The organism is Thermobifida halotolerans (genome assembly GCF_003574835.2).
Lineage (GTDB): Bacteria > Actinomycetota > Actinomycetes > Streptosporangiales > Streptosporangiaceae > Thermobifida > Thermobifida halotolerans.
Genome location: NZ_CP063196.1, coordinates 3,898,847 through 3,921,639, shown reverse-complemented (window position 1 = coordinate 3,921,639; position 22,793 = coordinate 3,898,847). Strand labels below are relative to the sequence as shown.

The window sequence follows — 22,793 nt, the reverse complement described above, 5'->3', positions numbered from 1 at the left end:
TGAAGCCCCTGGCAGGACGGTTCTCACCACAAGACCGCGTCTACTGCACCAGAGGCTTCACGGTGGTTCCCTGTTCTGCCATGCTCGACGTTTTCCGCTCCGTGGTCGACTACCTGGCCCGCCTGCTGGCCGCCCACCGCCGCGCCCTCGGCACTCCCCGCCGTTCCCGGGCACTGACTCCGTTTCGCCAGGCACTCCTGGTGCTGCGCCACTTCCGCGACGGCAGCCGCATCACCGCCCTGGCCCGCGACCACGTCGTCAGCCTGGCCACCGCCTACCAGTAGGTGCACGAAGGCATCGACGTCCTGGCCGGCCAAGCCCCGCAGTTGCGCCAAGTGCTGGACGAACTCCGCGAGCAGGGAAAGTTCCTGGCCGTCTTGGACGGCAAGATCGTTGCCGCCACCCGCTGCGTCCAGCAGAGTGAGCGCGGCACGGACGTGTGGTACTCGGCGCACCAACACCACCACGGTGCGGGCGTGCGGTTCCTCGCCGACGCCGCCGGCCATCCACTGTGGGTCTCCGAGGCCGTGCCGGGGTCCACGGTTCGGCCTCACCGCCGCACGCACCCACGCCCTGCCGCTGCTGCGGTATGCGGCCGCACACGAGGGCCTGGTCGTGTTGGCCGACGGCGGCTTCGATGGCGCCGAAGCCAGGCGTCCACACCCCGATCCGGGCCTCCCGGGAGGTGTCGTATGCGCGCATGCACGCCGACAACCGGGCCTACAACCGGTTGCTCCGGGCCGTGCGCGCGGTGGGCGAACGCGCCATGGCCGTGCTGGTCGGACGCTACACAGCCCTGCGTCGCATCAGCCTCAGACCCTCCGCGGTCGGCCGCATCGTCCAGGTCGCCCCGGTCCTCCACCGCTACGAACACTCAATTCATTGAGAAAACCTCAGTGCGGGGGCAACGGAATGCCAGATCCTCCGCGTCTGGTCCTGCTGGACGTAGAGGTGAATTTGGGAATGCTGGGGGTCTCTTTTGCCCGAATAGGAAGCAGGAGAAACCCTCAGGGTTGGATCCAGGGGCACCCGGAGAAAGGTGAAAACAATAATTGACCCAATTCCGGGGACAAGTCCACTGGAGTACTATATTGTAACTTCGTTTCCGGTCTAGAGGGAGACTTGGGTGAATATTGAAAGAAGCTTCAGGGGGAAGTTTGGAAGTCTGGAGTACTTCGTTGAAGCCTATCTCCACCAGGACTGGAGTATTGATGGTGGGAGTGTTGCAGAGATAATGAAAAACAGAAAAGAGCTTGTTTCTATGGCTCCAAAGATTCGAAGGGATGCGGAGGCGCTTTTGGGGGAGGGGCTTGCCGAGGGCGAACTGGAAGATCTCTTCGAGAATACTTGGAAGAGCGGATATGAGCCTGATGTCGACGAGGGGGAGACGTGGGCTGGAGTGCTTCAGGAAATCATTGAGGCAAGTCTGGCGATCGATCCGGAAGAGAAAGGTTGACGGATCTCGTGGAATCTACGGTCTCATAGGCGGTCTGGAGAGCAAGGAATCGGTGATGCCAATTCGTTGAGTTCCCGGATGGAACACGCCAGAGGGAGTTCGCTCCCGTGAGAATCATCCCGATGGCCAAGGAACTCCGGGCCGGAATGTATCTGGAAGGCGAGGGGACCTGATTCTCGATGGAGTATGTGGTCACCCGACCCGGGAACTACACCGTCCACTTCGACTACGACAAGGACCCGGGGATCACGTTTCCCACATCCCAGGGGTTCACCCAGGATCTGAAGTACTTTCCACGTGACGAGGACTACATCCCCGACTGGCTGCGTGAGAAGCTTCGCGCGGAGGCTGAGGGGCGAGTGGGGATGCCGCCTTTGGATGATGGCCACTGAACCGCGCTCCTGGGCGTTCCCGGAGCGCCTCGTGTCCTGATGGTCAAACTTCCGATACGCGAGGGGCAGAACCGCAGTCCGACGGAGCCGAGGTGACCGGGGGCAGCCACCTGGCCACTTGACCCGGGTGCGGCTCACGGCCTGTTTCCACCAGGGGCGCCTTCGGGGTTGCAACCGGTACCCGGGTACGGGTTTACCGTCGACAGCGGAGCCGACCGGACGGACCGGTCGCGTGGCCCGGCCGCTGTCCCCGTCGAGAGGGCGGCGGCCAGTGAAGGAGCCGGTCATGGATGACCCCACACCCGCCTCCGGCGGTGCTGCGCCGCGCGGAGGCATCCGCCGTGTTCCGGTGCTGGGCACTGTTTTCGCGGCGGCGGGGGCGGCGTGCGGCCCGGAGTGCGGGTCCGCCCGAAGCTGTTCCTGCCGCGCCGACGATGCCGCACCGGGCGACGAGGACGAGACCGAAGCCTCGTGGGCACCGCAGGAGTGCGCTCTTCCGGCCGACCAGCGACCGGCCCGGATGGCGGAGTTCGACCTGCTGCTGGCCACGGGGATGCGCGCGGTGGCGCGGCCGGAGCCGTCCCGGCTGCGGTTGGCCCTGGACCCGGCGCACGAGTCCGCCGCCCGCGACCTGGCCGACCGGGAGAGCCGCTGCTGCCCGTTCTTCACCTTCGCCTTCACCCGGTACGGCGGTCGCCTGCTCGTGGAGGTCTCGGTCCCCGACCCGCGGGTGCCGGTGCTGGACGCGCTGGCCGACCGGGCCGTCGCCGTGCTGCGCGGGGCGTCGCGGTGAGCGCGGCGCTGCGCAGCGGGCAGGTCGCACAGGCCGCCGGGGTGAACCTGCAGACCCTGCGCTACTACGAACGGCGCGGCCTGCTGGCCGAGCCGCGCCGCAGCAACGGCGGGCACCGGATGTATCCGCCGGAGGCGGTCACCGTGGTGCGGATGATCAAGGCCGCGCAGCGGTTGGGCTTCAGCCTTGACGAGATCGCCGAACTGCTGGAGGCGGGCACGCACCGGCACGGCCGGCCCCGGCCGGGGCTGCAACAGCGCACCCGGAGCAAACTCGCCGAGATCGAGGCGAAGATCGCCGACCTGACCACGATCCGCGACACCCTGACCGACGCGCTGGAGGCGGGCTGCGACGACTTGTCCACCTGCGCGCACGCCCCCTGCTGTCCACTGCCGTTTCCCGAACTCGCCGAGGAGAACCGCCATGTCGATGACCGGATCTAGGTCCGCCTCCCCCTGGACGCACCGCATCCTGGGGAGCCTGGCCGCGCTGGCGTGCGTGGCCTGCTGCGCGCTGCCCGTCCTGATCGCCGCCGGAACGCTCGGCGGTTTCGCCGCGGCGCTGGCGGGGTGGATGCCCGCGCTGGCGGTCGCCCTCGCTGCGCTCGCGGCCGGGGCGTGGTGGATGTACCGCCGCCGCTCGTGCTCGTGCCGGTCGTCGGCCTCCGGTTCCTGCGGCTGCGGGGGGTAGACCGCCCCGGAACCCGTCCATGGTCTTGACGAGAGAGGGCCAGAATCGCGGTCCACAGGCGCCCTGCTCGTCAGGATCGCCGTTCGTGGGCCGGGTCAGTCCCAGGGGACGGCGGCGAGGATACGGCCGTGGTGGAAGCGGCGAAATCCGGCGTCGATGCCCATGCCGGGGCTGTCGATGGTCTCGATAGAGGTGTGCGCGTTGATTCCGCGCAGGTCGATGACCGAGGCGCAGTCCGGTAGTTGGGCTCCGACCTCGGCCAGGACGGGGTCGGCGGAGGCGCGGGCGGCGGGCGCGTCGATGACCCCCTTCCCCGGGACGAGGCGGACGAATTCCCTTTCCGCCCAGTCGCGGAAGGCTTCGGCGTTCCCGGATTCGGGGGCGGTGGCACGGAACCAGTGGAAGAACGCCTCTTCGAGGCGCCGGTAGCAGCCCGCGCGGACCGCGCCGGCGGAGCGGCGGATGCCGTCGGCCAGGTGGCACAGCCACTGCGGCAGGCTGGGGGCCTCGAAGGTGGCGTCGATGCTGTCCCACAGGGAGAAGACGCCGTGCCATTCGCCGGTTTCCGGATCGACGTCCACGTAGTAAGCCTCGGCCAGGCCGTTGGTGTGCAGGACCCGGAAGGTTCCCGGCGGGCCGCACCGGTGGTCGGGTTCGGCGTTGAACTCGTTCTCGAAGCCGAACGCTTCGAAGAGGTCGGGTTTCCCGTTCCATCCCACGGGGGCGAACCCGCCGATCTCGCGGGCGGTGGCGCGGATGTCCTCGGGTACGGGGGCCTCCCAGGCGTCCATGGCGCTGTCGCTGATCCCCGGCAGCAGGACCACCCCGCCGTCCGAGGCTTCCGCCGCTGAGCGCAGCGCCGCCACGACCTGTTGCGGGGTGGGAGGTTCCCAGGAGAAGGCGTCCATGTGTCCTCCGAACGGTGGGCCGCTGCTGACGGCGACCACCCTGCCACGGGGGAGTGACACATCCATGATCTTGACGGGAGAGGGGCAAAATCGCAGTTCATGGCCCTCTCGCGTCAAGATCATCGGGGTGGGGGCCAGACGGGGTGGGTGGGGGGTGGGGGCAGTGGTGTGGCGGCGGGTTCGGGGGTGTGGGCGAGGGCTTGGGTGATCGACTGGGTGGGGGCGTGGAGGACGACCAGGTGGCCGCCTTCGTTTTCGGCGATGACGGCGCGGACGGTGTAGCCGTCCAGGGGGTCAGTGCCCTTGAGAGACGGGGGGTGGGGTGCGCCGAGGCCGGTGAGGAGGGTGTGGATCCGGTCGAGGTCGCGGAGTTGGGTGCGGCCGTGTTCGATGCGGGAGATGGTGGCCTGGGTGAGTCCGGTGAGGTGGGCGAGTTGTTCCTGGGTGATGGGGGTGAGTGTGCGGGCTTGGCGGATGAGGGTGGTGGTGTCGAGGCGGGCCACGGCCCGGGCGACGACCGGATGGGTCCAGAACTCGGTGGGGAAGACGGGGTGGTCGGGGTTGAGTTCGCGGGTGGTGATGGCGGCCTTGAGGGCGGCGCGGGTGATCAGCGGTGCGGGCACGGGCGGCTTCCCGGGGTCGGTGCGGACAGCGGATTGCGGGCGTTGGGATCGACACCAGGGGCCGGAGATCGCTGAATATTGGCCCCTGGTGCCAAGATCATCGGGGTTGGGGCCAGGTGAGGAGGAAGAACACGCCGTTCTGCCAGGGGGTGAGGGTGCCCCACTTGGTGGCGAGCTGGTCGACGAGGAACAGGCCGCGCCCGGACTCGCACCACGGGTGGGCTTCCACCACCTGCGGTATGAGGTGGGGCAGTCGGGCGGGCGGGGTGTGGACCTCGCCGCGCACGCCGTGTTCGTCCACCCGTATCCACACGGTGAAGCTCTGCCCGGGCTCCCCCGAACGGGTGTGGCGCAGTGCGTTCGTGCAGAGTTCCGAGGTGATCAGCTCGGCCCGATCCACCACCTCGCCGGGGGCGGCGGAGTGCGGGTAGAGCCGGATCGCGCCGGCCACGAACCGGCGGGCGGCGGCCACGCTGGTGGGCAGGCCGGGAAAGGACGTGAACGCGACGCTCACCGGGGCTCCTCCCCGCGGGGCGGGCGGGTGCGGCGGTACAGGGCCACCGCCGACAGGGCCGCGCCGAGGAGGCTGTCGAGGTTGGCCAGCGCGGTGACCGTCCGTTCCACGCTGTGGACGGGCAGGACCAGCCGGTCGGGGCCGAGGACCACGGCCAGGCCGTGCTCGTGGTCCTCGATGTGGGCGCGGCCGTCGGCGAGCAGTGCGACCTGGTCGAAGGTGAGGACGTGGTCGGCCATCAGCGGCCCCCGTCCAGGTAGGTGCGCATGCGCCCGCGCGTCTGCTGGCCGTAGTAGCCGCGCACGGGGTGCGGGGGTTCGTAGGTGGCCAGGATGTGATCAAGCAGGTTGAGGTCGCTGACGGCCACCACGTGCCCGGTCACCCGGTTGCGCGCCCGATAGGGGGAGGAAGAGCTGTACTCGTAGGTGGTCTCCCAGCGGGCCGAGTGCGCCTCGGCGGTCGCGGCGAAGGCCGCGTAGTCCGGGATACGGGGGATTTCCCGGGCCTGGCGGCGCGGCGGCGCGGCATGCCGCGGCCGGTGCACCACCGGCCGTCGGGGCGGCTGGGGCGGGCGCCGGACGGCGAGCGCGCCGAACTCGGCGAGCATAGCTGGTAAGAAGGGCAGCAACAGTAGAACACGCATCATTGGGTGACCTTCGGTTCAGTGCGGCTGGGAAACCGCGTCCACCAGGAATGCGGAACCATGCGGCTCGCGGCCGTGGGTTCCGAAGCGCCGAAGTTCGGAAGTATGCGACAGACTGACGGTGTGAGACCCCCGAACTCCGCCGCACACTCGCACCCCACAGGTTCCCGAGAACCCCTTGTTTATGGGGGCTAAACTTCGGTGCGTACTGTGACGGTAGCCCAACTGTGCGGGCTCTGCAATAGGGGGGCTAAACTTTTTTCGGGCGGACTAGCTACAGAGGACTAACAGCGTGGATGCCAGGACGCTGCACGACATCGCAGCCATACCCGACCCGCTCGACCGGGCGCGTGCCGCGTCGAGCGCCATGACCACCCTTCAGGGGCAGTCCGTCGAACTGTCCCGAATCCGCCGCCAGGCGATCATCGAAGCTCAGGAGTCCGGCGGCCTGCGGCAGGAGGACATCGCCCGGCATCTCGGCGTGACGCCGGGGCGCGTGTCGCAGATGAAGAAGGCGGGCGCGGGACCGGCGCACCAGGCGCCGCCCGGGCCGACCGAGCCCCGGCCGCGCGTTCTGGTGGAGCGTGCTCTGCCGACACCGCCGAGTGTGCGCGGCTCTAAGAGCCTGTACCTGACCGAGGCCGAGCGGCAGGGGCTGACCGCCGAACGGAAGATGCTCTACATCGGCCGCGAACCGGCCAGTGACCATGTCGCCGCCGGACTGCGGACCGAACCGGGCGAGGATGTCATCGCCCGCCGCAAGATGTTCTGGGCCAACGGAGTTCCGGTGCGCATCTCCACCAGCTACTTCCGCACCGACGTCGCGGAGGGGACCCGGCTGGCCGAGGAAGGGTTCGTGCTGCCGACCCTCCAGGCCGCCATCGAGGAGTTGGGACACCGGTTCTCCCACGCCACAGAGACGTTGACCGTGCGTCCGCCGACACCGTACGAGGCCGACCTGTTGGACGTGCCCGGTGAGTGGGTGGTCCAGATCCTGCGGGTCAGCGTGTCCACCGACGAAATGCCGATCCACGCACTGGAGACCGTGTGCGCCGCCTCTCGCCACACCTTCCCCATCGGCCAGGTCGCGGGCTCCGACCAGTTCTGAGGACGCACGAAGGCCCCGGCAGCGCCGGGGCCTTCGCACATTCCTGGCGGAATATCCCAAACCGACTCTACACCGCCCGCCCAGGTACCAATGATCTCGCTGAGAGTGGGCCGTCACCTCAGCCCAGAACCCTCACCAGCCACGATCGTCGGTGTCTGGGGCGGTCAGACACCCGCTGGCGGGTCCCCGTTCAGCGACTACAGCGGCGGGTGACCACGGTTTCCGGTCCGTGGTGCTCGATCGCGCCGGAGCCCTGGACCACAGACAGACAGGGTCGCGCGATCGAGTGCCACGGGAACCGAGGACACCAGCAACCACAACCCGGCACCCACAGCCGTCACCCGCTCGCGGGCCGGACCGAGGTGCTGTGGGCGGTGAACCGGCCGATCCCCTTCAACAGGGAGAGGCCCGGCAGCTTTGCCCGCTCCTCGGGTCTTGGAGGGATTGTTGGCTGCCGGGTCGGGTGGGCGGCGTCAGTCGAACAGGGTTTCCGCTGAGGCGCGCTTGCCCTTCTTCTTGTCGTGCAGGCCCTGGGCGACCTCTTCGGCGTAGCGTTCGTGGTTCAGCTCAAGCAGGCTGTCCAGGATCTCGCGCTGAGCGGCCGGGCCGATGGTGTAGCGGAGTTCCTTACTGCCGACGGGATGGAACCCGTGGTCGAGCCCGCCGACCGCCTCGATGCGGTCCTCCCACTCGTAGGCGCGGACAGTGGCCTCGTCGATGGCCCGGTGAATCCGGCGCAGCTCCTCGATGTCGTCGTCAGTGCAGTCGGGGTCGAAGACCAGGTTGTAGGTCTTGGTGAGTCCGGACTGCCGGGAGAGCATCACGTCCCGGCGGAAGGTGTCCAGGCGGGAGCCGAGTTCGCGGAGTTCTTCGGTGAGTTCTGGGAGCGGGAAGGTCTCGAAGACGTCAGAGGGGGAGTAGTTGATACGGGTCTCAAGCGTCGATCCATGAGCAACGACCCACCAGTAGTGCGGCGCGCTTGACAGCAGTGCCAACATGGCAGTGTCATCGGTAGCGAAGACACCAAGCTTGTGGGCAAAGACCTGGCCAGTCGGCACCATCATCGGCATTACGGTCTTGCTCACGAGAGTAATGACGACGACTTGTTCTAGTCCGTATGCTGCCTTCCTTAGTTTGGGGCGTTGGCGGAAAAACTGCCACCAGTAGCGCTTTCCATGCTCGTCTTTTTGGCGAAGCCTGTCCGGTTTGACTTGCTTAACTACATGGTTAAAGCAATCTGTGTATTCCGAGGCTCTTCCTTCTGGCCAATCGTGGAAATTTATTACCCAGCGACTGGCTGATGAGTCTGGGCGTGAATTAACATCTTGTCCGTTTAGATAAGGAAAAAGAATCTCCGAATTTCGAGCTTCTTTCCTAATTAGTTTCTGGGCTTCTTTGGCTTCAATGGTGAATCCGATTCCCATGATATATTGACCATTGAATGCCAGTCCGGAGTTCTTGGCCAGGCGTTCGGGATGGCCTGAAGTCCGGGACTCCGGGTCAAGCGAAGACGTGATCCCCTTGACCTCGTTACCGTCAAGAACCCGTTTGGCCTTCTCGCCGAGTCCGGCCCGGCTTCCCCACACCGCGCAGTACTCCAACGCAGCACTCTTCGACGGCCACGGCTTGCTCTTCACGGCCTGTCGGATAGTGACCTTGTTGACAGTGAGTTGGTCTAATCCGACTTCCCGGGTATCCCCCTGAGCCAGGGTGTTGGTCGCAACCAACCCGGTCTGGCCACTGTTATTAAGGACGCCATGCGCGCGCAGTGTGAAGTAAGCGACCAGGTCGGCGTGTCCTTTGAGATCTCCTGCAATACAGTTAACCAAATACTCGCGATACACAGACCCCATCGGCCCGCTGATCTTTTTTCCCCCCAAGAACGGCGGATTCCCGATCACCGCATCGAACCCGCCCTTCTCGAACACCTCCGGGAACACCAGCGGCCAGTGCACCGGCACCCTCTTGAATGCCCCCTCCGGCCGGTCCGTCTCCAGCCATTCCCGAATCTTGATCCGGGCCTCCGGTTCGGCGGTGTTGAGACGGCGGGCGAGGTCGGCCGCTGCGAGGGACCCGTCCCGCAGGCCGGTGTCGCCCTTTTTGGCGTTGGCCAGCGCCGCACCCACGCACAGGTCCGCCAGGAGTTTTACCCGACCGGTCCGCAACTCCGCGTCCGCCAGCAGGGACCGCTTGCGGTTCAACGCCGCCACCGATGTTCCCTCAATGTCGGTGAGTGCCCGCCGTTCCTGAGCGACATCCGCGACGAGTTCTCGAATCCCCGCTGTGAAGTCCACCAGCGCCCGCTCGTGGATCTTCCGCCCCTTCTTCGGGTCCATGTGCATGTACTCGACCTGCTCCAGCGACGTCACCCCGAGCAGCGAGTCCCCGGCCGCCAACCGGTCGTCCAAGAAAGTAAACGGCCGTTTCGGGTCCATGGACACCAGCCACAGCGACAGTTTCGCCATCTCCACGGCCATCGGGTTGATGTCCACCCCGTACAGGCAGTGTTCGATGATCTGCCGCCGCGCTTCGACGGTCACCGGGTCCTCGTCGGCGCCCAGTTCGTCACCCGTGGGCGTGTAGTCGCGGACCCGTTCATCGCCTTCGGCGACCCACGCCTCAACCAGCCGATCCCCGAGGTACCGGGCGGCGGCGACGAGGAACGCCGCCGAGCCCATCGCGATGTCGGCGACCTTCAACCCCAGGATCTCGGCGCTCGACTTGAGCTTCCACTCGTCGCGGTCGGCGGTCTGCAACGGCCCCGGTTCGTACACCAGGGGCTCCAGCGCCCCCTCGACGACCTGTTCGGCGAGGAAGCGCGGCGTGTAGTGCGTCCCGGTATTCCGCCGCAGCGGCGACTCGGTCACATACAACTCACCCGGTAGCACCACCACGGGCAGCCCCCGCAGGTCGGTGCGGAGCAGTCCGAAGAACGGCAGCAGCCTCTCCGACAGCGGGTAGTCGCCCCGGGTCACCGCGAGCAGCTTCTTGCGGGCCTCCTCCCGGTCGGTCCCCGACAGCGGGGCCAGCCGCTTGGCCACGGCCCGCGTCGAACCGATCCCCGACTGCTTGTAGGCGTCCGAAAGAGCCTTCGCCAGCGCGTCCAGATCCGAGTGCCCGGCCGCCAATGCCTCCAGGTCGGCGAGGGCCACCTCCTCCTCGCGGCCCTCCTTGCCGACCAGGCCCACGACCACGTCGTCGGCGCGGAAACCGTCGAAGGACAGCAGACCCTCGTACACGTAGCCGATCTGCTCGACGTCCAGCGCGCGGAACGACAGGGCGCGCCGCTCCTTCGACCGGCCCGTCCCGATCTCGACGTACTGCACGGCGCGCAGCATGTGCAGCACGGTGCGGTCGTCGATGTGCAGCGGCAGCCAGCCGAACTGGTCCGGGTTGAACAGCGACCCGTCGTGCGCGGTCATCTTCAGCCGGGGATGCTCCACGCCCCGGTAGACGGCGTTGAACAGGGCGAGCAGCCGGTGCCAGGCGGTGTAGGTGTTCTCCAGTTCCTCCTCGGAGCCCTCCAGCGCCCGCTGCTCCAGTTCGGCGCAGAGCCGCCCCGCCGAGTAGGCGCGGGCGTACAGCTCGTTGTCGGACGGCAGCAGCTTCCGTTCCTCGGCGAACAGCAGGAACACCACGCGCATCATCACCGACACCGCGCCCCGGTACACCTCGTGTGCGGGCACGTGCGCCAGACCGGAGGACCCGCCGTGCTCGCGCGACCAGGTGTCGGCGCGGCCGATCGCGGTGACCAGCAGCTCCACGGCCTGGCGGACCTGCACGCCGAGGGCTTCGGTGATGTCTTCCTGGGAGTCCAGGCTTTTGCGCAGCAGCGGCACGAGCAGTTCGTCGTCGGGCACCGCGAAGAACCGTTCGCGGCCCAGCAGCGAGGAGAACGCGCGCACCACGACCCGTTCGGCGGCCTCCGGCCAGGCGACCGCGTCGAACACGGCGGTGGTGGTGACGCCGCCGCGCGGCGCCCACACCAGCACCCACCAGCGGCCGTCGGTGGCCAGGCCCAGTTCCACGCCGTGGTGGCGGCACAACTGGGCGAGCCGGTCCACGGGCGTGGCCGACCACGCCTCGCCCTTCACGCGGGCCGTGGGGGAGGTGGTGGGCGGGCACATCAGGCCCAGCAGCCGCACCGTGTCCGGTTTGACGTCCTCGCCCGGTTCCACCAGGGCGAACGACGGCGTGACCGTGGTGTCGTGCTCGGGCACCGCCATCGCGAGGGCCGCCAGCTCCTCGGTGCCGGTGCGGTACTCCTCCCGCCAGTCGAGCAGACCGGCGAGCACGAAGTCGATCCAGGGGCGCTGCCCGGCGGCCGGGGCGGCCTGCCAGTCGGCGTGCGCCCGGCGCAGCGCGGCGACCTGGTCCTTGGTCAGCGACTCCAGGTTCGGCCAGGTGGCGCGCAGCACCGGCAGCGACAGGAACGGGCCGCTGACCTCGATCAGCGACAGCCACTCGCGGTGCTGCTGCGCGCTGTCGGAGGCGGAGCGGCGGGGGCGGCGGGAACGGGGGGAACTCATCGGGTGGCCTCCCGGCTCGGAACGACGAACACCACGGCGACGGGGAACAGGTGCGCTTTCTGGTGGCTGTAGCGGGCCTCGATCGCCGCCAGTTCGCGTTCGCGTTCGGCGGCCAGCCCGTCGAGGCGGCGCCGCCAGTTGCGGCGGTCGCGGCGGTACTGCTCCAACTCCTCCTTGGACTTCTCCAGGCCGGTCCGACTGAACAGGGCGTCCTCGGCGTCGTCGGGGTTCTCCGCGAGCGCGGCGCGCAGGGTCGCGGAGAACTGGTCGAACACGGAGGTGACGCGGGCGCGCTCCTCGGTGGCGCGCTGCTCCAACTGGCGGAGCAGCGACTTCTTCCGGGTGTCCCTGCGCCATTTGACCGCTGACATGAGCCCGTCGGAGATCCGCGGCCACCGCTGCGCGACCCGCTGCCACACCACGTCGGAGGCGGGGCGGCCGGTGGACAGCGCGCGGTCCAGGAAACCGCCGAGCGCGCCCAGGTTCTCCAGGCGGCGGAACCGGCCGTGCTCGGGCGCCCACCCGCCCGCGTACAGCACCTCCTCGTGCAGCCGGATGCCGTCGGCGCCCACCAGCACGAACCGCGAATACGCGCCGACCAGCACGTCCTCCAGCGCGGGGTCGTCGCTGACCACGGCCGTCACCCGGCGCAGCCCCACCCGGTCGTTGGACACCGCCGCGCGCAGCAGCCGCGTGGACATCGCCACCAGCGGATGGTTGAGGTGGGCCAGCACCACGTCGTCGCGGCCCCGCGCCACCTCGGCGTCGAAGGTGACCGGCAGCTGCCGGGGCTCGCCGCCGCCCGGCGGCAGCTTCTCGGTCAACCCCTCGGCGGCGCGCGCCCACGAGTCGGTGAGCGTGGGCACGTCGAACAGGCCGTCGGCGAGCTCCCGCTCATCGACGTGCGGGGTGAGGCTCTGCTGGTTGGCGAGGGCCAGCGCGGTGTCCACGACCCGCTTCACCCGGTCGGGGACCAGGCCCAGCTCCTCGACGGTGGCGTCCAGCTTCTCGCGCAGGCGGCGCACCTGGTCGCGGACGTTGGCGTCGGAGGCCAGCCGTTCCTTTCGGGACCCGGCCGACTCCACGTCGACCTTGGCGCCCCTGTCGAGCATGCGCCGCTGCACCGCGTCCGCCAGCACCGCGTTGACCTGGCCCAGGTCCTCTTCCATGCGCGCCACCTTCGTGGCGACCCGGGACAGGAACTCCAGGTCGGCCTCGTAGGAGTCGGCGGCGCCCTGCCAGCCCGACCCCACGAAGTGCCGCACCTCGGGGATGCGGGTCTGGCCGTAGCGGTCGATGCGGCCGATGCGCTGCTCCAGCTTGTTCGGATTGAACGGGATGTCGTAGTTGACCAGGCGGTGGCAGTGGCGTTGCAGGTCGATGCCCTCACCGGCGGCGTCGGTGGCCAGCAGGATCCGCACCGGATGCTCGGACGGGTGCTTCTGGAAGGCCAGGCGCACCCGTTCGCGCTCGTCGGTGTCCATGCCGCCGTGCAGTTCGGCGACGCGGTCGCCGTCCATGCCCTCCTGGCGCAGCAGGTCCTTCAGCCACCGCAGGGTGTCGCGGTACTCGGTGAACACCACGACCCGCTCGTCCGTCCAGTGCCGGTCGGGGCGGCACACCGCCTTCAGGTAGCCGACCAGTTCGCGGGCCTTGGCGTCGGGCTGGGCCTCGTGCCGCTCGGCCCACTCCAGCATCCGGGTGAGCAGCGCCGTCTCGTCGTCGTCGGCGTCGGGCTGCATGGGGCGGGTGCGGTCCAGCGCGTCGTCCTCGGCCTCGGCCAACTGCTCGTCGTCGTAGGTGGCGGTGTCGTCGAAGAAGTCCTCCATCCACTCGGGCACGTCGTCCTCGACCGCGGGGGCCGCGCCGGAGCGCCGCCGGAGCGTGTCGAGGTAGACGGAGACGGTGTGCGCGAACGCCGCCGGGCTGGAGAACAGCCGCTTCTTCAGCAGCAGGGTGACCAGGTCGGTGGCCTTGCGGCCCCGGCGCGACGCGATCTTGGCGCGGCGCAGCTCCGCGAAGCGGGTGAGCAGGCCGTGGATCTCGCGTTCGCTGTCGGGGTAGACCACCGGGATCGCCTTCGCCTCGCGGCGCAGGAAGCGCGGGTTGCCGTCGGCGTCGACGATGTCGGTCTTGAGGCGGCGCACCACCGTGTCGCGCACCGCCGCCCTGTCGGGGGCCACGCCGCGGGCGAAGCGCTGGTCGTCGAGGATCTCCAGCAGCGCGGTGAACGACGCCTGGTAGCCGTTGTGCGGGGTCGCCGACAGGAACAGCCGGTGCGTGAAGTGCGGGGCGAGGCGGCGGATCAGCTTGGTCTGCTGGGAGTCGACCGCGTAGACCTGCTTGGGCGCGGCCGGGGCGACGTGGTGCGCCTCGTCGAGGATGAGCAGGTCGAAGGCGCGCGGATAGCCGGGGCCGCCGGCGGGCAGCACCTCGTCGAGCAGCCGCTGGGCCTTCGCGCCGCGCAGCCACGGCAGGCTGACGATGGTCAGCGGGTAGACGTTGAACGGGTTGGCGGCGCTGCCGAAGTCGCGGCGCACCTCGGCGCAGCGCTCGGAGTCCACGATCGTGAAGTCCAGGCCGAACTTCTCGGCCATCTCGTCCTTCCACTTCACGGTGAGGCCCGCCGGGCAGACGACCATGACGCGCTTGGCGCGGTGGCGCAGCAGCAGCTCCTGGGCGACCAGCCCGGCCTCGACGGTCTTGCCGAGGCCCACGTCGTCGGCGAGCAGCAGGTTCACGCGGGGCGCGGCCACGGCGCGCGACACCGGCTCCAACTGGTAGTCCTCGACAGTCACCCCCGAGCGGAACGGGGCCTGGAGCAGCCGCACGTCGGCGGAGGTGACTGCCGACCAGCGCACCGCGTCGAGGAACGCGGCCAACCGTTCGGGCGGGTCGAAGCCGGTGTGTGCGGAGACCTCGGGCAGCGAACCGGCGGGCAGTACCCGGCGGCCCGGCTCCACCTCCCAGATCACCTCCAGGGTCTCGCCGTAGCGGCCGTCCTCGACGCTCTGCAAGGCCACCAGGGTGGCCTGCTCTCCGGCCGGTTCGACCTGGCTGACCACCCACTTCTGCCCCCGGACCGCCACCAGGGCGCCGGGGGAGAGGGTGGCTTCGGTTGTGCTCGCCATCGGGGTTCCTCGTCGTCGGACGGATGGGCGCGGACGCGGATCTAACTTACGGGTGGGGTTGTGATCTGTCGAGAGGGGAGATTATATTGTTAGCTGAGTTCACACAGACATGGTTGGCGGGTGGATTCCAGGGGATCGTGACACACCTTGGAGTGCGGCGTCCGGAAATCACCACAATTCGGGACGCGGTTCCTCGGAGGGGTTGATAGGAGAAGGAGGTGTGCGCGGAGACGTCCGCACACACGAAAAGCGGCCCGGCGGCCTCGGGCGCACGCAGGGCGAAGGGGAGCCGGTCGGCTTTTCGTCTCCGAGAGCATCGGGTGGTTCGGCCACGGGGACACGCCGCTGGATCCGAGCGCAACCCGGCAGGACAAGGAGCAGGACTTGGCCAAGAAAGTGTCGTCTACCACGGGATCGAGAAAGAACGGTCTCAAGCCACAGAAGAACTGGCAGCAGGAAGGCGACAACCTCTGGTGGCTCCCTGCCGGAACTCCGGTGGTGGTCAAGAACCAGACCATTCCCGACGGGATGATCTATGTCGGGGATGTCCGCGCACCGCGGAGCACCCTCCCCGAACTGTCGGAGATCGACCCCTCCCTGCCCATCGGCTGGGCCGCTGACCTCCGCCCTCCCCTGCCGGCGGGTGTCTCACTGCTCCCCTACTACGAACTTCTCCCCTCGGCCAGGACCGCCTACCTGCGATGGCTTGCCAGCGGCCGAAAAAGACGCGACGTGACCATCAGCTTCGTCTACCTCTTCTTCACCGGCTTGGAGAGCCGGGTGCTGCGGAAGCTGAAGGAGAACAAGCGAGCGGACGACCTCCCGGCCATCCGCAGGGAGACGGACCGGCTGCTGACTGTCTACGGAGATGACCCACTGCTGAAACAGCAGGCGACGAGTCTCCTCAAGTTGCTCGCCTACCTCGAAGGCACCCGGGAACAGGACTGGCAGCTCAGTTGGGAAAAGCAGCCCTCCCCGGGAGAGAAGACCTACCTTCCGGCCAGCCGCAGGCACCAGCCGCTCCACTACCGGGAGCAACAGGGGACCGGCAGCGCTCCGGTGAAGCCCGCCACTCCGCCGGAGCGGCGGGCACGGAAGGAAGAACCGGCCAAGACGATCACCCTCCCGGTCGAACAGCCAGCAGGGAAGACAGCGAGACCGGAACCGGCGGCGCTGCCGAACGATGTCCCCGGCATCAAAAAGCCCACCGTGATTTCGGCCGGGCAGCCGTCGGAGAAACCACAGGAGGAAGCGGCGCGGTCGGAATCGGTCCCCGCGCGAAGCGACTTCCTCGACTTGAACCGACTCGCCACCGTGCAGGACGACGCGCGTCGGGCCGACGCGCTGCTCGCTGATCTGTACAACGACGAAGACGACGAGGAGACCGAGGAGGCGCCTTCGTCATCGGTTGTCGCCCTTGCTGAATCCAAGCCCGTCCCCACCGATGCCGAAGCCGACAACCCGGCGCTCCCCGAGTTGGAACCCACCCGTCGGCTCTTCCTCACGGCCTTGGTGACCGGACAGGAATGGTCCCGCGCCGACGTCACCGCGCTCGCCCGACGGCACGGACTGATGGTCGACGCGGCACTTTCGGAGATCAACGAGTACGCCCTCGACCTCGTCGATATGGAACTCCTCGACGAGGACGGCGACGTGGTCAGAGTGGACCCCGAGGTACTGGCTGAACTCCGGGAGCGGGGAGCGATGCCCGACCCCGCCGAGAGGCGGACACCCGAAGCCGGGAAGCCGCGCCCCGCTGCCTCCGAAAACGTGCTGCCGCCCAGCACCACAACACCCTCCGGGGCGGATCAGAGCCAGAAAACGTCCTGGATCGACGCCGGAGAGACCGTCTATGTCCAGGGACGAAAGATCACGGTTGGACTGGTCTACGTCGGAGCGTCTGACGGCGACAACCGGCGGGCCGCGCTGGTCAACCCGATCCTCCCCGCCGAGGTCACCTTGGCCAAGCCCTTCTCCGGCCACCACGGCAAGGGCTACCACCAGGTCTTCCCTGACACCCGGGGCCGTTACCTGGACTGGCTCGCCGCCGACCGCAGGGGGACGCTCAGCAACGACACACCGCTCTTCCTCTTCCTCTACGGCCTGGAGCAGCGGGTGCTGTGCGACATTCTGCCCGGCCGTGCGCCCACCAGCGGACTGACGGATATCCGCGCGGAACTGGACCGCCTGATCAGCGAGTACCGCGTTATGCGGCGCTTCCGGCAGCGGGCGCGCGCGCTGCGCGCGGTGGTCGGGTACCTCGCTCGGGGGAACAACGATGACCCGGGTGAGCCGCCATCGCCCAAGGACCCCTATGACTCGGTGCCCGACGAACTCCGCTACGGGTTGGGAGCGCTGAAAGCCCAAAACAGGCAGATCCCGGTCGACTGGGCGCTGTCCTGGGCCGTACACCACGAGCAGGTACGCCCGCCCCTGGCGCTGCGGACCTCCGAGGACTTCCACGAGGCGTTCCGGAAGCGCTTCACCGAGAAGTTCCCGGGTGGGCTGCCCGTCCCGTTCAGCGGGGGAAAGACATTCGCCTGGAGCTACCAGCCCGCCAACCCCGACCTCGACACGGTCCGGATTCCCGTTGCCGAGGTCGACGACATCAGCGGACTCACCCTCCCGCTGAACCACCTGGGAAGCGTTGTGCGCGCCGCGCTCGCCGACGTGGAGGACGCCGGGAAGAAGACCCGGGTACCGCAGACTCCGGCCTCGCCCCTGACCCGACCAGTGGCCAAGCCCGCCGGAACGGCCACGGCAAGCCGCTGGTCCACCTGGCACGCACCCGGGACGACCGTGCGGATCGGCAGGTACACCATCCCCGAGGGAATGGTGTACACGGGGTACGCACCGGCGGAGACCGACAACGTGCAGTGGGCCTCGGCGATCGATCTCTCCCAGGAGCGGGACGAAACCGTCACTGATCCGAGCGGCAAGATCGCACAGGAGGTGACCGGGTACGCCGATCTCACTGCCGGGCAACGGGCCCAGTATCTGGTCTGGCTGAGTAACAGGAACGTCAAGGGTCTCATCCCAGGAGTCTTCGCTCGTCTGTTCCGCAACGGCCTGGAACGTCGAATTGTGGAGAGCGTCCGTGCTCCCAGAGAAGGGCTGGCGCAGGTTCCTCCAAAGCTGCGCGAGGAATTGGAAAAGCCATACCTCCTCCACTGGGTGGACGCAAAATTTGCTGCCCAGACACGGAAACTGACCACTCTTGTCGACCTGACGGAAGGAAGACATCCGAGACGGCCGCACGCGCCTTCCCGATATTCTCCCAAGAGCGGAACTCCTCCGTTTAATTTTCGGCTGACCCTCGGGCTCCTGGCTCAGGAAGGTCAGTTCCCCAGTGCGGAATGGGCGCTGGAGTGGGTGCTGTACCACCTGCGTCCCGATGATCCCGAGAGGTACCGGAAGCTGGCACCTTTCTGGAATTACCGGCTGCCGTACCGGTTCGATCCGGACACGGTGGCGAAAGTTCCTGAAATCGAATACGTCTACCAGGCTTCCTGCCCTGGATTGGGCGAGGTGCGGTTTCCGGTGCGGGGAGTACCGGACGTGGCGCAGCTTCCTCCGCCGGAGGATCTCATACGCCGAGTGCGGGAGATCTGCGAGGGGACGGCCCCGCGCCGCCCGGCGGCCGTGGCGGTGACCGGTGGGGAACGGCCCACAGTCGTCGACTGGACGACACCCCGGACCGCCGAAGCCCCCCGGGAACCCGCCGCACCACCGGCCAAGGCCTCCGAACCGGCAGCACAGCACGTGAAGACCGTCCGGGACTTCGCGGACCTCGCCGCTCAGTTGGCGGCGCTGGACGGGCCATTGACCGTGGAACACCGCCTGGCGGTCGCGCGCGCCATCGAAACCCTCGTCGACCTGGCCGAGGAGGAATGGCAGAAGTTGTACCTCCACGAGTACGTGTCCACGGCCAGAAAAGCGCCCATCACTCTTTGCCGCAGTCTTGCTGAACTTCCCTTGCGTGACCGGGAGAAAATCGGCGATTTACTGCTTGGTGTCGCCGAGAGCGGTGGAAAGATCACCGACGACCAGACGTCCTTCCTGCTCGGCGCGCACCGAATACTCGGTCAGGAGGCCGTGTTCCGGCTGCGGTTGAGCTATAGGGGGATTGCCCCACAACCTGAAAAAACCGCCCTGGGGGCGGTTGACGTCGACGTGTTCCTCCTCAACGTGAAACCCCCCGCAGAAACGACTGAATCGGTGAATGGACTCGACCAGCGCCACGCCGCGCTGCTCATCGACCTCGCCACCCGGGAACGATGGAGCCCAGCCGACGTCGCCCGGCTCGCGCGCTGGTACGGGATGGACATGTACGAGGCGATCGACGAGATCAACGAGGCCGCGCTGGACCTGACCGGTACCGCCGTGATCAACGAAAGAGAAGACCACGTCACCGTGCGCACGGTGATCTTCGAGGAGATGACCCAGTGACCGAAGCCCCCGCGACCCCCCTCCCCATCCGCAGTCGGGACAAGGGTCCCCTGCTCGACGCGCTGCGCAACGGCGTCGTCCCGCACCGCGGCGCCCACCTCATCCAGGTTGGACGGGGCAGGGAACTCGAAGCCCTGCACACCAGCATCAAGCAGGTCAGGAGCGGAGCGGGCGCGGTACGGTTCGTCATCGGGGACTACGGCTCCGGAAAGACGTTCTTCCTGCACCTCGTGCGCTCCGTCGCCCACCAGGAGAAACTGGTCACCGTCCACGCCGACCTCACCCCCGACCGCCGCCTCCAGGGCAGCCAGGGGCGGGCCCGCAAGCTGTACTCCACCCTCATGGCGAACATGGCGACCCGCGCCAAGCCCGGTGGCCAGGCGCTCACCACCGTCGTCGAGCAGTTCGTGACCCAGGTGCGGCGCGACGCCGAAGCCACTGGCACCACCGTCGAACAGCAGTTGAGCGAGCGCCTGTGGGGGCTGCGCGAGTTCCCCGGCGGACCGAGCTTCGCCAAGGTCATCGAGGCTTACTGGCGCTCCCACGTCAACCAGGACGAGGAACTGCGCGCGCACACCCTGCGCTGGCTCAGCGCCGAGTACGCGAAGAAGACCGAGGCCGCCCGCGACCTGGGCGTCAGCGAGATCATCGACGACCGCTCCCTGTTCGACCACCTCAAACTCATGGCGGCCTTCACCACCATGGCCGGGTACCGGGGGCTGCTGGTCTGCTTCGACGAACTCGTCAACCTCTACAAGCTCACCCACAAGGGGTCGCGGGTCGCCAACTACGAGCAGATCCTCAACATCGTCAACGACACCCAGCAGGGCCGCGCCGAGCACATCGGCTTCCTGTTCGGCGGCACCCCCGAGTTCCTGGAGGACCCGCTGCGCGGCCTGTACTCCTACGAGGCGCTGCGCTCCCGGCTGGAGGAGAACCCCTACGCCACCGGCGGGCTCGTCGACTACCACGGCCCGGTGCTGCGGCTCAGCCACTTCACCAAGGAGCACTTCTACGAGCTGCTGCGCAAGGTCCGGCACGTCTACGCGGGCGGCGACCCCGAGAAGTACCCGCTGCCCGACGAGGCGATCGAGGCGTTCATGCGGCACTGCGCGGAACGGGTCGGCGACGCCTACTTCCGCACCCCGCGCAGCACCATCAAGCAGTTCATCGGCCTCATGGACGTGCTGGCGCAGAACGAGGGCGCCGACTGGCGCACCCTGCTGCCGAACGTGGAGATCGTCGAGGAGACCAACCCCGACCTGCAGCCGCTGGCCGCCAAGGACGACGTGGACAATGACTCGCCCCTCGCCTCCTTCCGGCTCTGAGACGACGGCACCGGACGCGTTCGCGCTGCTGCACCGGGGGGTCCAGCGCTGGGTCTGGGAACAGCGCTGGACCAGCCTGCGCCCCATCCAGGAGCAGGCCATCCGGCCGATCGTCGGCGGCGACACCGACGTGCTCCTGGCCGCGGCGACCGCCGGAGGCAAAACCGAGGCGGTGTTCCTGCCCGTGTGCTCGGTGCTGGCCCGCGACGCCGAACACGGTGAGACCACCGGTATCCAGGCGGTGTGCCTGAGCCCGCTCAAGGCGCTCATCAACGACCAGCACACGCGCCTCACCGACCTGTGCGCGCGGATCGGGGTGCCGGTCACCGCCTGGCACGGCGACATCGGTGCGGCGCAGAAGGACCGGCTGCGCGAGGAGCCCTCCGGCATCCTGCTGATCACCCCCGAGTCGCTGGAGGCGATGTTCGTCACGCGCGGCTCCACGGTGGCGCGGCTCTTCGCCGACCTGCGCTACATCGTCGTCGACGAACTGCACGCCTTCCTCGGCACCGCGCGCGGCGCGCAACTGCGCTCCCTGATGCACCGGCTGGAACACGCGGCGGGTCATCGGGCCGCCCGGATCGGGCTGTCCGCGACCCTCGCGGACCTGCGGGCCGCCGCCGAGTTCCTCCGCTCCGGAGAGGGCGAGCGGGTCGCGGTCGTGGAGGACCGGGGAGCGGGCAAGGAACTGCTGCTCCAGGTGCGTGGCTACGTGGCGGACCTGCGGGAGGAGACCGGAGGCGGGGCGTGCGACGCGGCCGTTGAGCACCTGTACCAGGTGGTGCGCACCGGGCACAACATGGTGTTCGTCAACTCGCGGGCAGAGGCGGAGAGCTGCGCCGCCGCCCTGTCGGCGCTCGCCGAACAGGATCGGCTGCCCAATCCCTTCACCCCCCACCACGGCTCGCTCTCGGCGGAGCTGCGCGCCCACGCCGAGCAGCGGTTGAAGAACCGGTCGTCACCCGCCACGGTCGTGTGCACCGCCACCCTGGAGCTCGGCATCGACGTGGGTTGGGTGGACACGGTCGTGCAGCTCGGTGCGCCCCCCACCGTGGCGGGGCTGCGGCAGCGGCTCGGCCGCTCCGGGCGGAGCGGCGCGCCCGCGAAGCTGTACGTGTACGTCACCGAGCAGAGCCTGCCCGAGACCCCGGTGGAGCGGCTGCGTCTCGACCTGGTGCAGACCGTGGCCATGGTGGAACTGCTGCTGCGCCGCTGGTGCGAACCCCCCGACCTGGAGACGCCGCACCTGTCCACACTGGTACAGCAGGTCCTGTCGGTGCTCGCCCAGCGCAGTGGAGCGAGCGCGCTGCGGCTGTACCGGGAGCTGTGCGTTGAGGGCGCGTTCCCGGGCATGGACGAGCGGACCTTCGCGGACCTGCTGCGCGCCCTCGGGGAACGCGAACTGGTCACCCAGGAGCGCGGTGGCCTGCTGCTACCCGGGAAAGTGGGGGAGCTGCTGCTCAACCACTACTCGTTCTACTCGGCGTTCGACACGGCCGAGGAGTACGCGATCGCCACCGCCGACGGCGACATGGGCACCATGCCGATCAGCCCGGCCGTGGACGCGGGGGCGCTGCTGGCGTTCGGTGGACGCTCCTGGCAGGTGGTGGAGGTGAAACCCGCGGAACGCCGTGTGCTCGTCGTCCCGGCCCGGGGCGAGGCCGTGCCCCCCGGGTTCGTCGGGTCGCCCGTTCCGGTCGGCGACGGGGTCCGGCAGCGCATGCGGGAGGTGTACCTCGGCGCGGACGTGCCCCGCTATCTCGACGAGGCGGGGGCGATCCTGCTGGAGGAGGGGCGCGCGGCATTCCGGAAGATGGGTCTGGACGACGCGTACGTCCACGAGTACGACGGGGAGTCGCTGCTGTTCCCGTGGCGGGGGGACCGGGTCGCCGAGACCATCTGCCACCTGCTGCGCCGGGTGGGAGTCAGGGCGGCGCACGCCGGGGCGCTCGTAACGGTGCCGGACATGGACCGGAGCCGGCTCCGCGCCGTCGCGCAGCACCTGGTGGCGGCCGGACCTCCCGATCCCGTGGAGCTGGCCCGGATGGTCGCCGACAAGCGCCGCCACAAGTACGACCACTACCTGGGGGAGGACCTGCTGTCCCGCTCCTACGCCGCGCGGGCCCTCGACGTTCCGGGGGCGATGGAGTTCCTGGCCGGGGTCGCGGAAAGCGGGTGACCTTCAGGGAGCACGACCTGTTCCCGGGGCCACCGGGGCTCCGGGGCGGG

18 protein-coding genes are annotated in these 22,793 nt (G+C 68.5%); 11 read left to right on the top strand and 7 right to left on the bottom strand.

Annotation, left to right across the window (positions count from 1 at the left end; genetic code table 11):
- Positions 1 to 80: 80 nt before the first annotated feature.
- The 7 genes from NI17_RS17545 to NI17_RS17515 all read left to right on the top strand — a co-directional run bounded on the left by NI17_RS17545 (position 81) and on the right by NI17_RS17515 (position 3,331).
- Positions 81 to 284: a hypothetical protein gene (locus NI17_RS17545; RefSeq protein WP_170163063.1), complete on the top strand. Its 204-nt coding sequence runs from the start codon at positions 81 to 83 to the stop codon at positions 282 to 284.
- A 353-nt stretch (positions 285 to 637) separates the two neighbouring features.
- Positions 638 to 886 (top strand): transposase family protein, encoded by a 249-nt coding sequence (locus NI17_RS17540; RefSeq protein ID WP_170163064.1) that lies wholly within the window; start codon positions 638 to 640, stop codon positions 884 to 886.
- A gap of 240 nt (positions 887 to 1,126) precedes the next feature.
- Positions 1,127 to 1,456 (top strand): contact-dependent growth inhibition system immunity protein, encoded by a 330-nt coding sequence (locus tag NI17_RS17535; RefSeq protein WP_147416939.1) that lies wholly within the window; start codon positions 1,127 to 1,129, stop codon positions 1,454 to 1,456.
- Positions 1,457 to 1,635: 179 nt separating this feature from the next.
- A complete protein-coding gene (locus tag NI17_RS17530; RefSeq protein WP_243597537.1) occupies positions 1,636 to 1,848 on the top strand; it encodes a hypothetical protein in 213 nt (70 codons plus the stop codon).
- Between the two features lie 286 nt (positions 1,849 to 2,134).
- Positions 2,135 to 2,641, top strand: coding sequence for a hypothetical protein (locus NI17_RS17525; RefSeq protein WP_234401626.1), 507 nt, complete (start codon positions 2,135 to 2,137; stop codon positions 2,639 to 2,641).
- A complete protein-coding gene (locus NI17_RS17520) occupies positions 2,638 to 3,084 on the top strand; it encodes a MerR family transcriptional regulator (protein ID WP_068688053.1) in 447 nt (148 codons plus the stop codon). The genes NI17_RS17525 and NI17_RS17520 overlap by 4 nt, the downstream gene beginning before the upstream one ends.
- Complete coding sequence (locus tag NI17_RS17515; RefSeq protein ID WP_147416940.1) at positions 3,071 to 3,331, top strand: hypothetical protein; 261 nt, start codon at positions 3,071 to 3,073, stop codon at positions 3,329 to 3,331. The genes NI17_RS17520 and NI17_RS17515 overlap by 14 nt, the downstream gene beginning before the upstream one ends.
- Before the next feature lie 95 nt (positions 3,332 to 3,426).
- Here NI17_RS17515 and NI17_RS17510 read toward each other — a convergent pair whose 3' ends face one another.
- The 5 genes from NI17_RS17510 to NI17_RS17490 form a co-directional block, all read right to left on the bottom strand.
- Entirely contained in the window at positions 3,427 to 4,239 is an 813-nt protein-coding gene (locus NI17_RS17510) for an SMI1/KNR4 family protein (RefSeq protein WP_068688055.1), read from the bottom strand.
- Positions 4,240 to 4,358: 119 nt separating this feature from the next.
- Positions 4,359 to 4,862 carry a helix-turn-helix domain-containing protein gene (locus tag NI17_RS17505; protein WP_068688056.1) on the bottom strand — a complete coding sequence of 168 codons (504 nt, stop codon included), beginning with the start codon at positions 4,860 to 4,862 and terminating at the stop codon, positions 4,359 to 4,361.
- Between the two features lie 97 nt (positions 4,863 to 4,959).
- The gene (locus tag NI17_RS17500) at positions 4,960 to 5,376 is read right to left on the bottom strand and encodes an ATP-binding protein (protein ID WP_068688057.1); all 417 of its coding nucleotides are present in this window, start codon (positions 5,374 to 5,376) and stop codon (positions 4,960 to 4,962) included.
- The gene (locus NI17_RS17495) at positions 5,373 to 5,615 is read right to left on the bottom strand and encodes a hypothetical protein (RefSeq protein ID WP_068688058.1); all 243 of its coding nucleotides are present in this window, start codon (positions 5,613 to 5,615) and stop codon (positions 5,373 to 5,375) included. The genes NI17_RS17500 and NI17_RS17495 overlap by 4 nt, the downstream gene beginning before the upstream one ends.
- Positions 5,615 to 6,019, bottom strand: a complete 405-nt coding sequence (locus tag NI17_RS17490) for a hypothetical protein (RefSeq protein ID WP_234401627.1) — start codon at positions 6,017 to 6,019, stop codon at positions 5,615 to 5,617. Before NI17_RS17490 ends, NI17_RS17495 begins: the two co-directional genes overlap by 1 nt.
- Positions 6,020 to 6,311: 292 nt before the next feature.
- Here NI17_RS17490 and NI17_RS17485 point away from each other — a divergent pair, with 292 nt between their 5' ends.
- Complete coding sequence (locus NI17_RS17485; protein WP_068688060.1) at positions 6,312 to 7,127, top strand: UTRA domain-containing protein; 816 nt, start codon at positions 6,312 to 6,314, stop codon at positions 7,125 to 7,127.
- Between the two features lie 473 nt (positions 7,128 to 7,600).
- Here NI17_RS17485 and NI17_RS17480 read toward each other — a convergent pair whose 3' ends face one another.
- Entirely contained in the window at positions 7,601 to 11,656 is a 4,056-nt protein-coding gene (locus NI17_RS17480; RefSeq protein WP_119268169.1) for an Eco57I restriction-modification methylase domain-containing protein, read from the bottom strand.
- On the bottom strand, positions 11,653 to 14,787 hold the full coding sequence (gene drmD / locus NI17_RS17475) for a DISARM system SNF2-like helicase DrmD (protein ID WP_068688062.1): 3,135 nt from the start codon (positions 14,785 to 14,787) through the stop codon (positions 11,653 to 11,655). Before drmD ends, NI17_RS17480 begins: the two co-directional genes overlap by 4 nt.
- A 384-nt stretch (positions 14,788 to 15,171) precedes the next feature.
- Here drmD and NI17_RS17470 point away from each other — a divergent pair, with 384 nt between their 5' ends.
- Genes NI17_RS17470 through NI17_RS17460 form a run of 3 tightly spaced genes read left to right on the top strand, consistent with a single transcriptional unit; the run spans position 15,172 to position 22,743 of the window.
- Positions 15,172 to 19,236, top strand: a complete 4,065-nt coding sequence (locus NI17_RS17470; RefSeq protein WP_119268168.1) for a TerB N-terminal domain-containing protein — start codon at positions 15,172 to 15,174, stop codon at positions 19,234 to 19,236.
- Positions 19,233 to 20,564 carry an ATP-binding protein gene (locus NI17_RS17465; protein ID WP_068688063.1) on the top strand — a complete coding sequence of 444 codons (1,332 nt, stop codon included), beginning with the start codon at positions 19,233 to 19,235 and terminating at the stop codon, positions 20,562 to 20,564. Before NI17_RS17470 ends, NI17_RS17465 begins: the two co-directional genes overlap by 4 nt.
- Positions 20,533 to 22,743 carry a DEAD/DEAH box helicase gene (locus tag NI17_RS17460; RefSeq protein WP_068688064.1) on the top strand — a complete coding sequence of 737 codons (2,211 nt, stop codon included), beginning with the start codon at positions 20,533 to 20,535 and terminating at the stop codon, positions 22,741 to 22,743. Before NI17_RS17465 ends, NI17_RS17460 begins: the two co-directional genes overlap by 32 nt.
- Positions 22,744 to 22,793 lie beyond the last annotated feature (50 nt).

Excerpts from the sequence above, each read along its gene's own strand:
- NI17_RS17510 (WP_068688055.1), bottom strand. The coding sequence starts at position 4,239 with ATGGACGCCTTCTCCTGGGAACCTCCCACCCCGCAACAGGTCGTGGCG.
- drmD (WP_068688062.1), bottom strand. The coding sequence starts at position 14,787 with ATGGCGAGCACAACCGAAGCCACCCTCTCCCCCGGCGCCCTGGTGGCG.
- NI17_RS17480 (WP_119268169.1), bottom strand. The coding sequence starts at position 11,656 with ATGAGTTCCCCCCGTTCCCGCCGCCCCCGCCGCTCCGCCTCCGACAGC.
- NI17_RS17490 (WP_234401627.1), bottom strand. The coding sequence starts at position 6,019 with ATGCGTGTTCTACTGTTGCTGCCCTTCTTACCAGCTATGCTCGCCGAG.
- NI17_RS17495 (WP_068688058.1), bottom strand. The coding sequence starts at position 5,615 with ATGGCCGACCACGTCCTCACCTTCGACCAGGTCGCACTGCTCGCCGAC.
- NI17_RS17460 (WP_068688064.1), top strand. The coding sequence starts at position 20,533 with ATGACTCGCCCCTCGCCTCCTTCCGGCTCTGAGACGACGGCACCGGAC.
- NI17_RS17515 (WP_147416940.1), top strand. The coding sequence starts at position 3,071 with ATGACCGGATCTAGGTCCGCCTCCCCCTGGACGCACCGCATCCTGGGG.
- NI17_RS17525 (WP_234401626.1), top strand. The coding sequence starts at position 2,135 with ATGGATGACCCCACACCCGCCTCCGGCGGTGCTGCGCCGCGCGGAGGC.
- NI17_RS17530 (WP_243597537.1), top strand. The coding sequence starts at position 1,636 with ATGGAGTATGTGGTCACCCGACCCGGGAACTACACCGTCCACTTCGAC.
- NI17_RS17545 (WP_170163063.1), top strand. The coding sequence starts at position 81 with ATGCTCGACGTTTTCCGCTCCGTGGTCGACTACCTGGCCCGCCTGCTG.
- NI17_RS17540 (WP_170163064.1), top strand. The coding sequence starts at position 638 with ATGGCGCCGAAGCCAGGCGTCCACACCCCGATCCGGGCCTCCCGGGAG.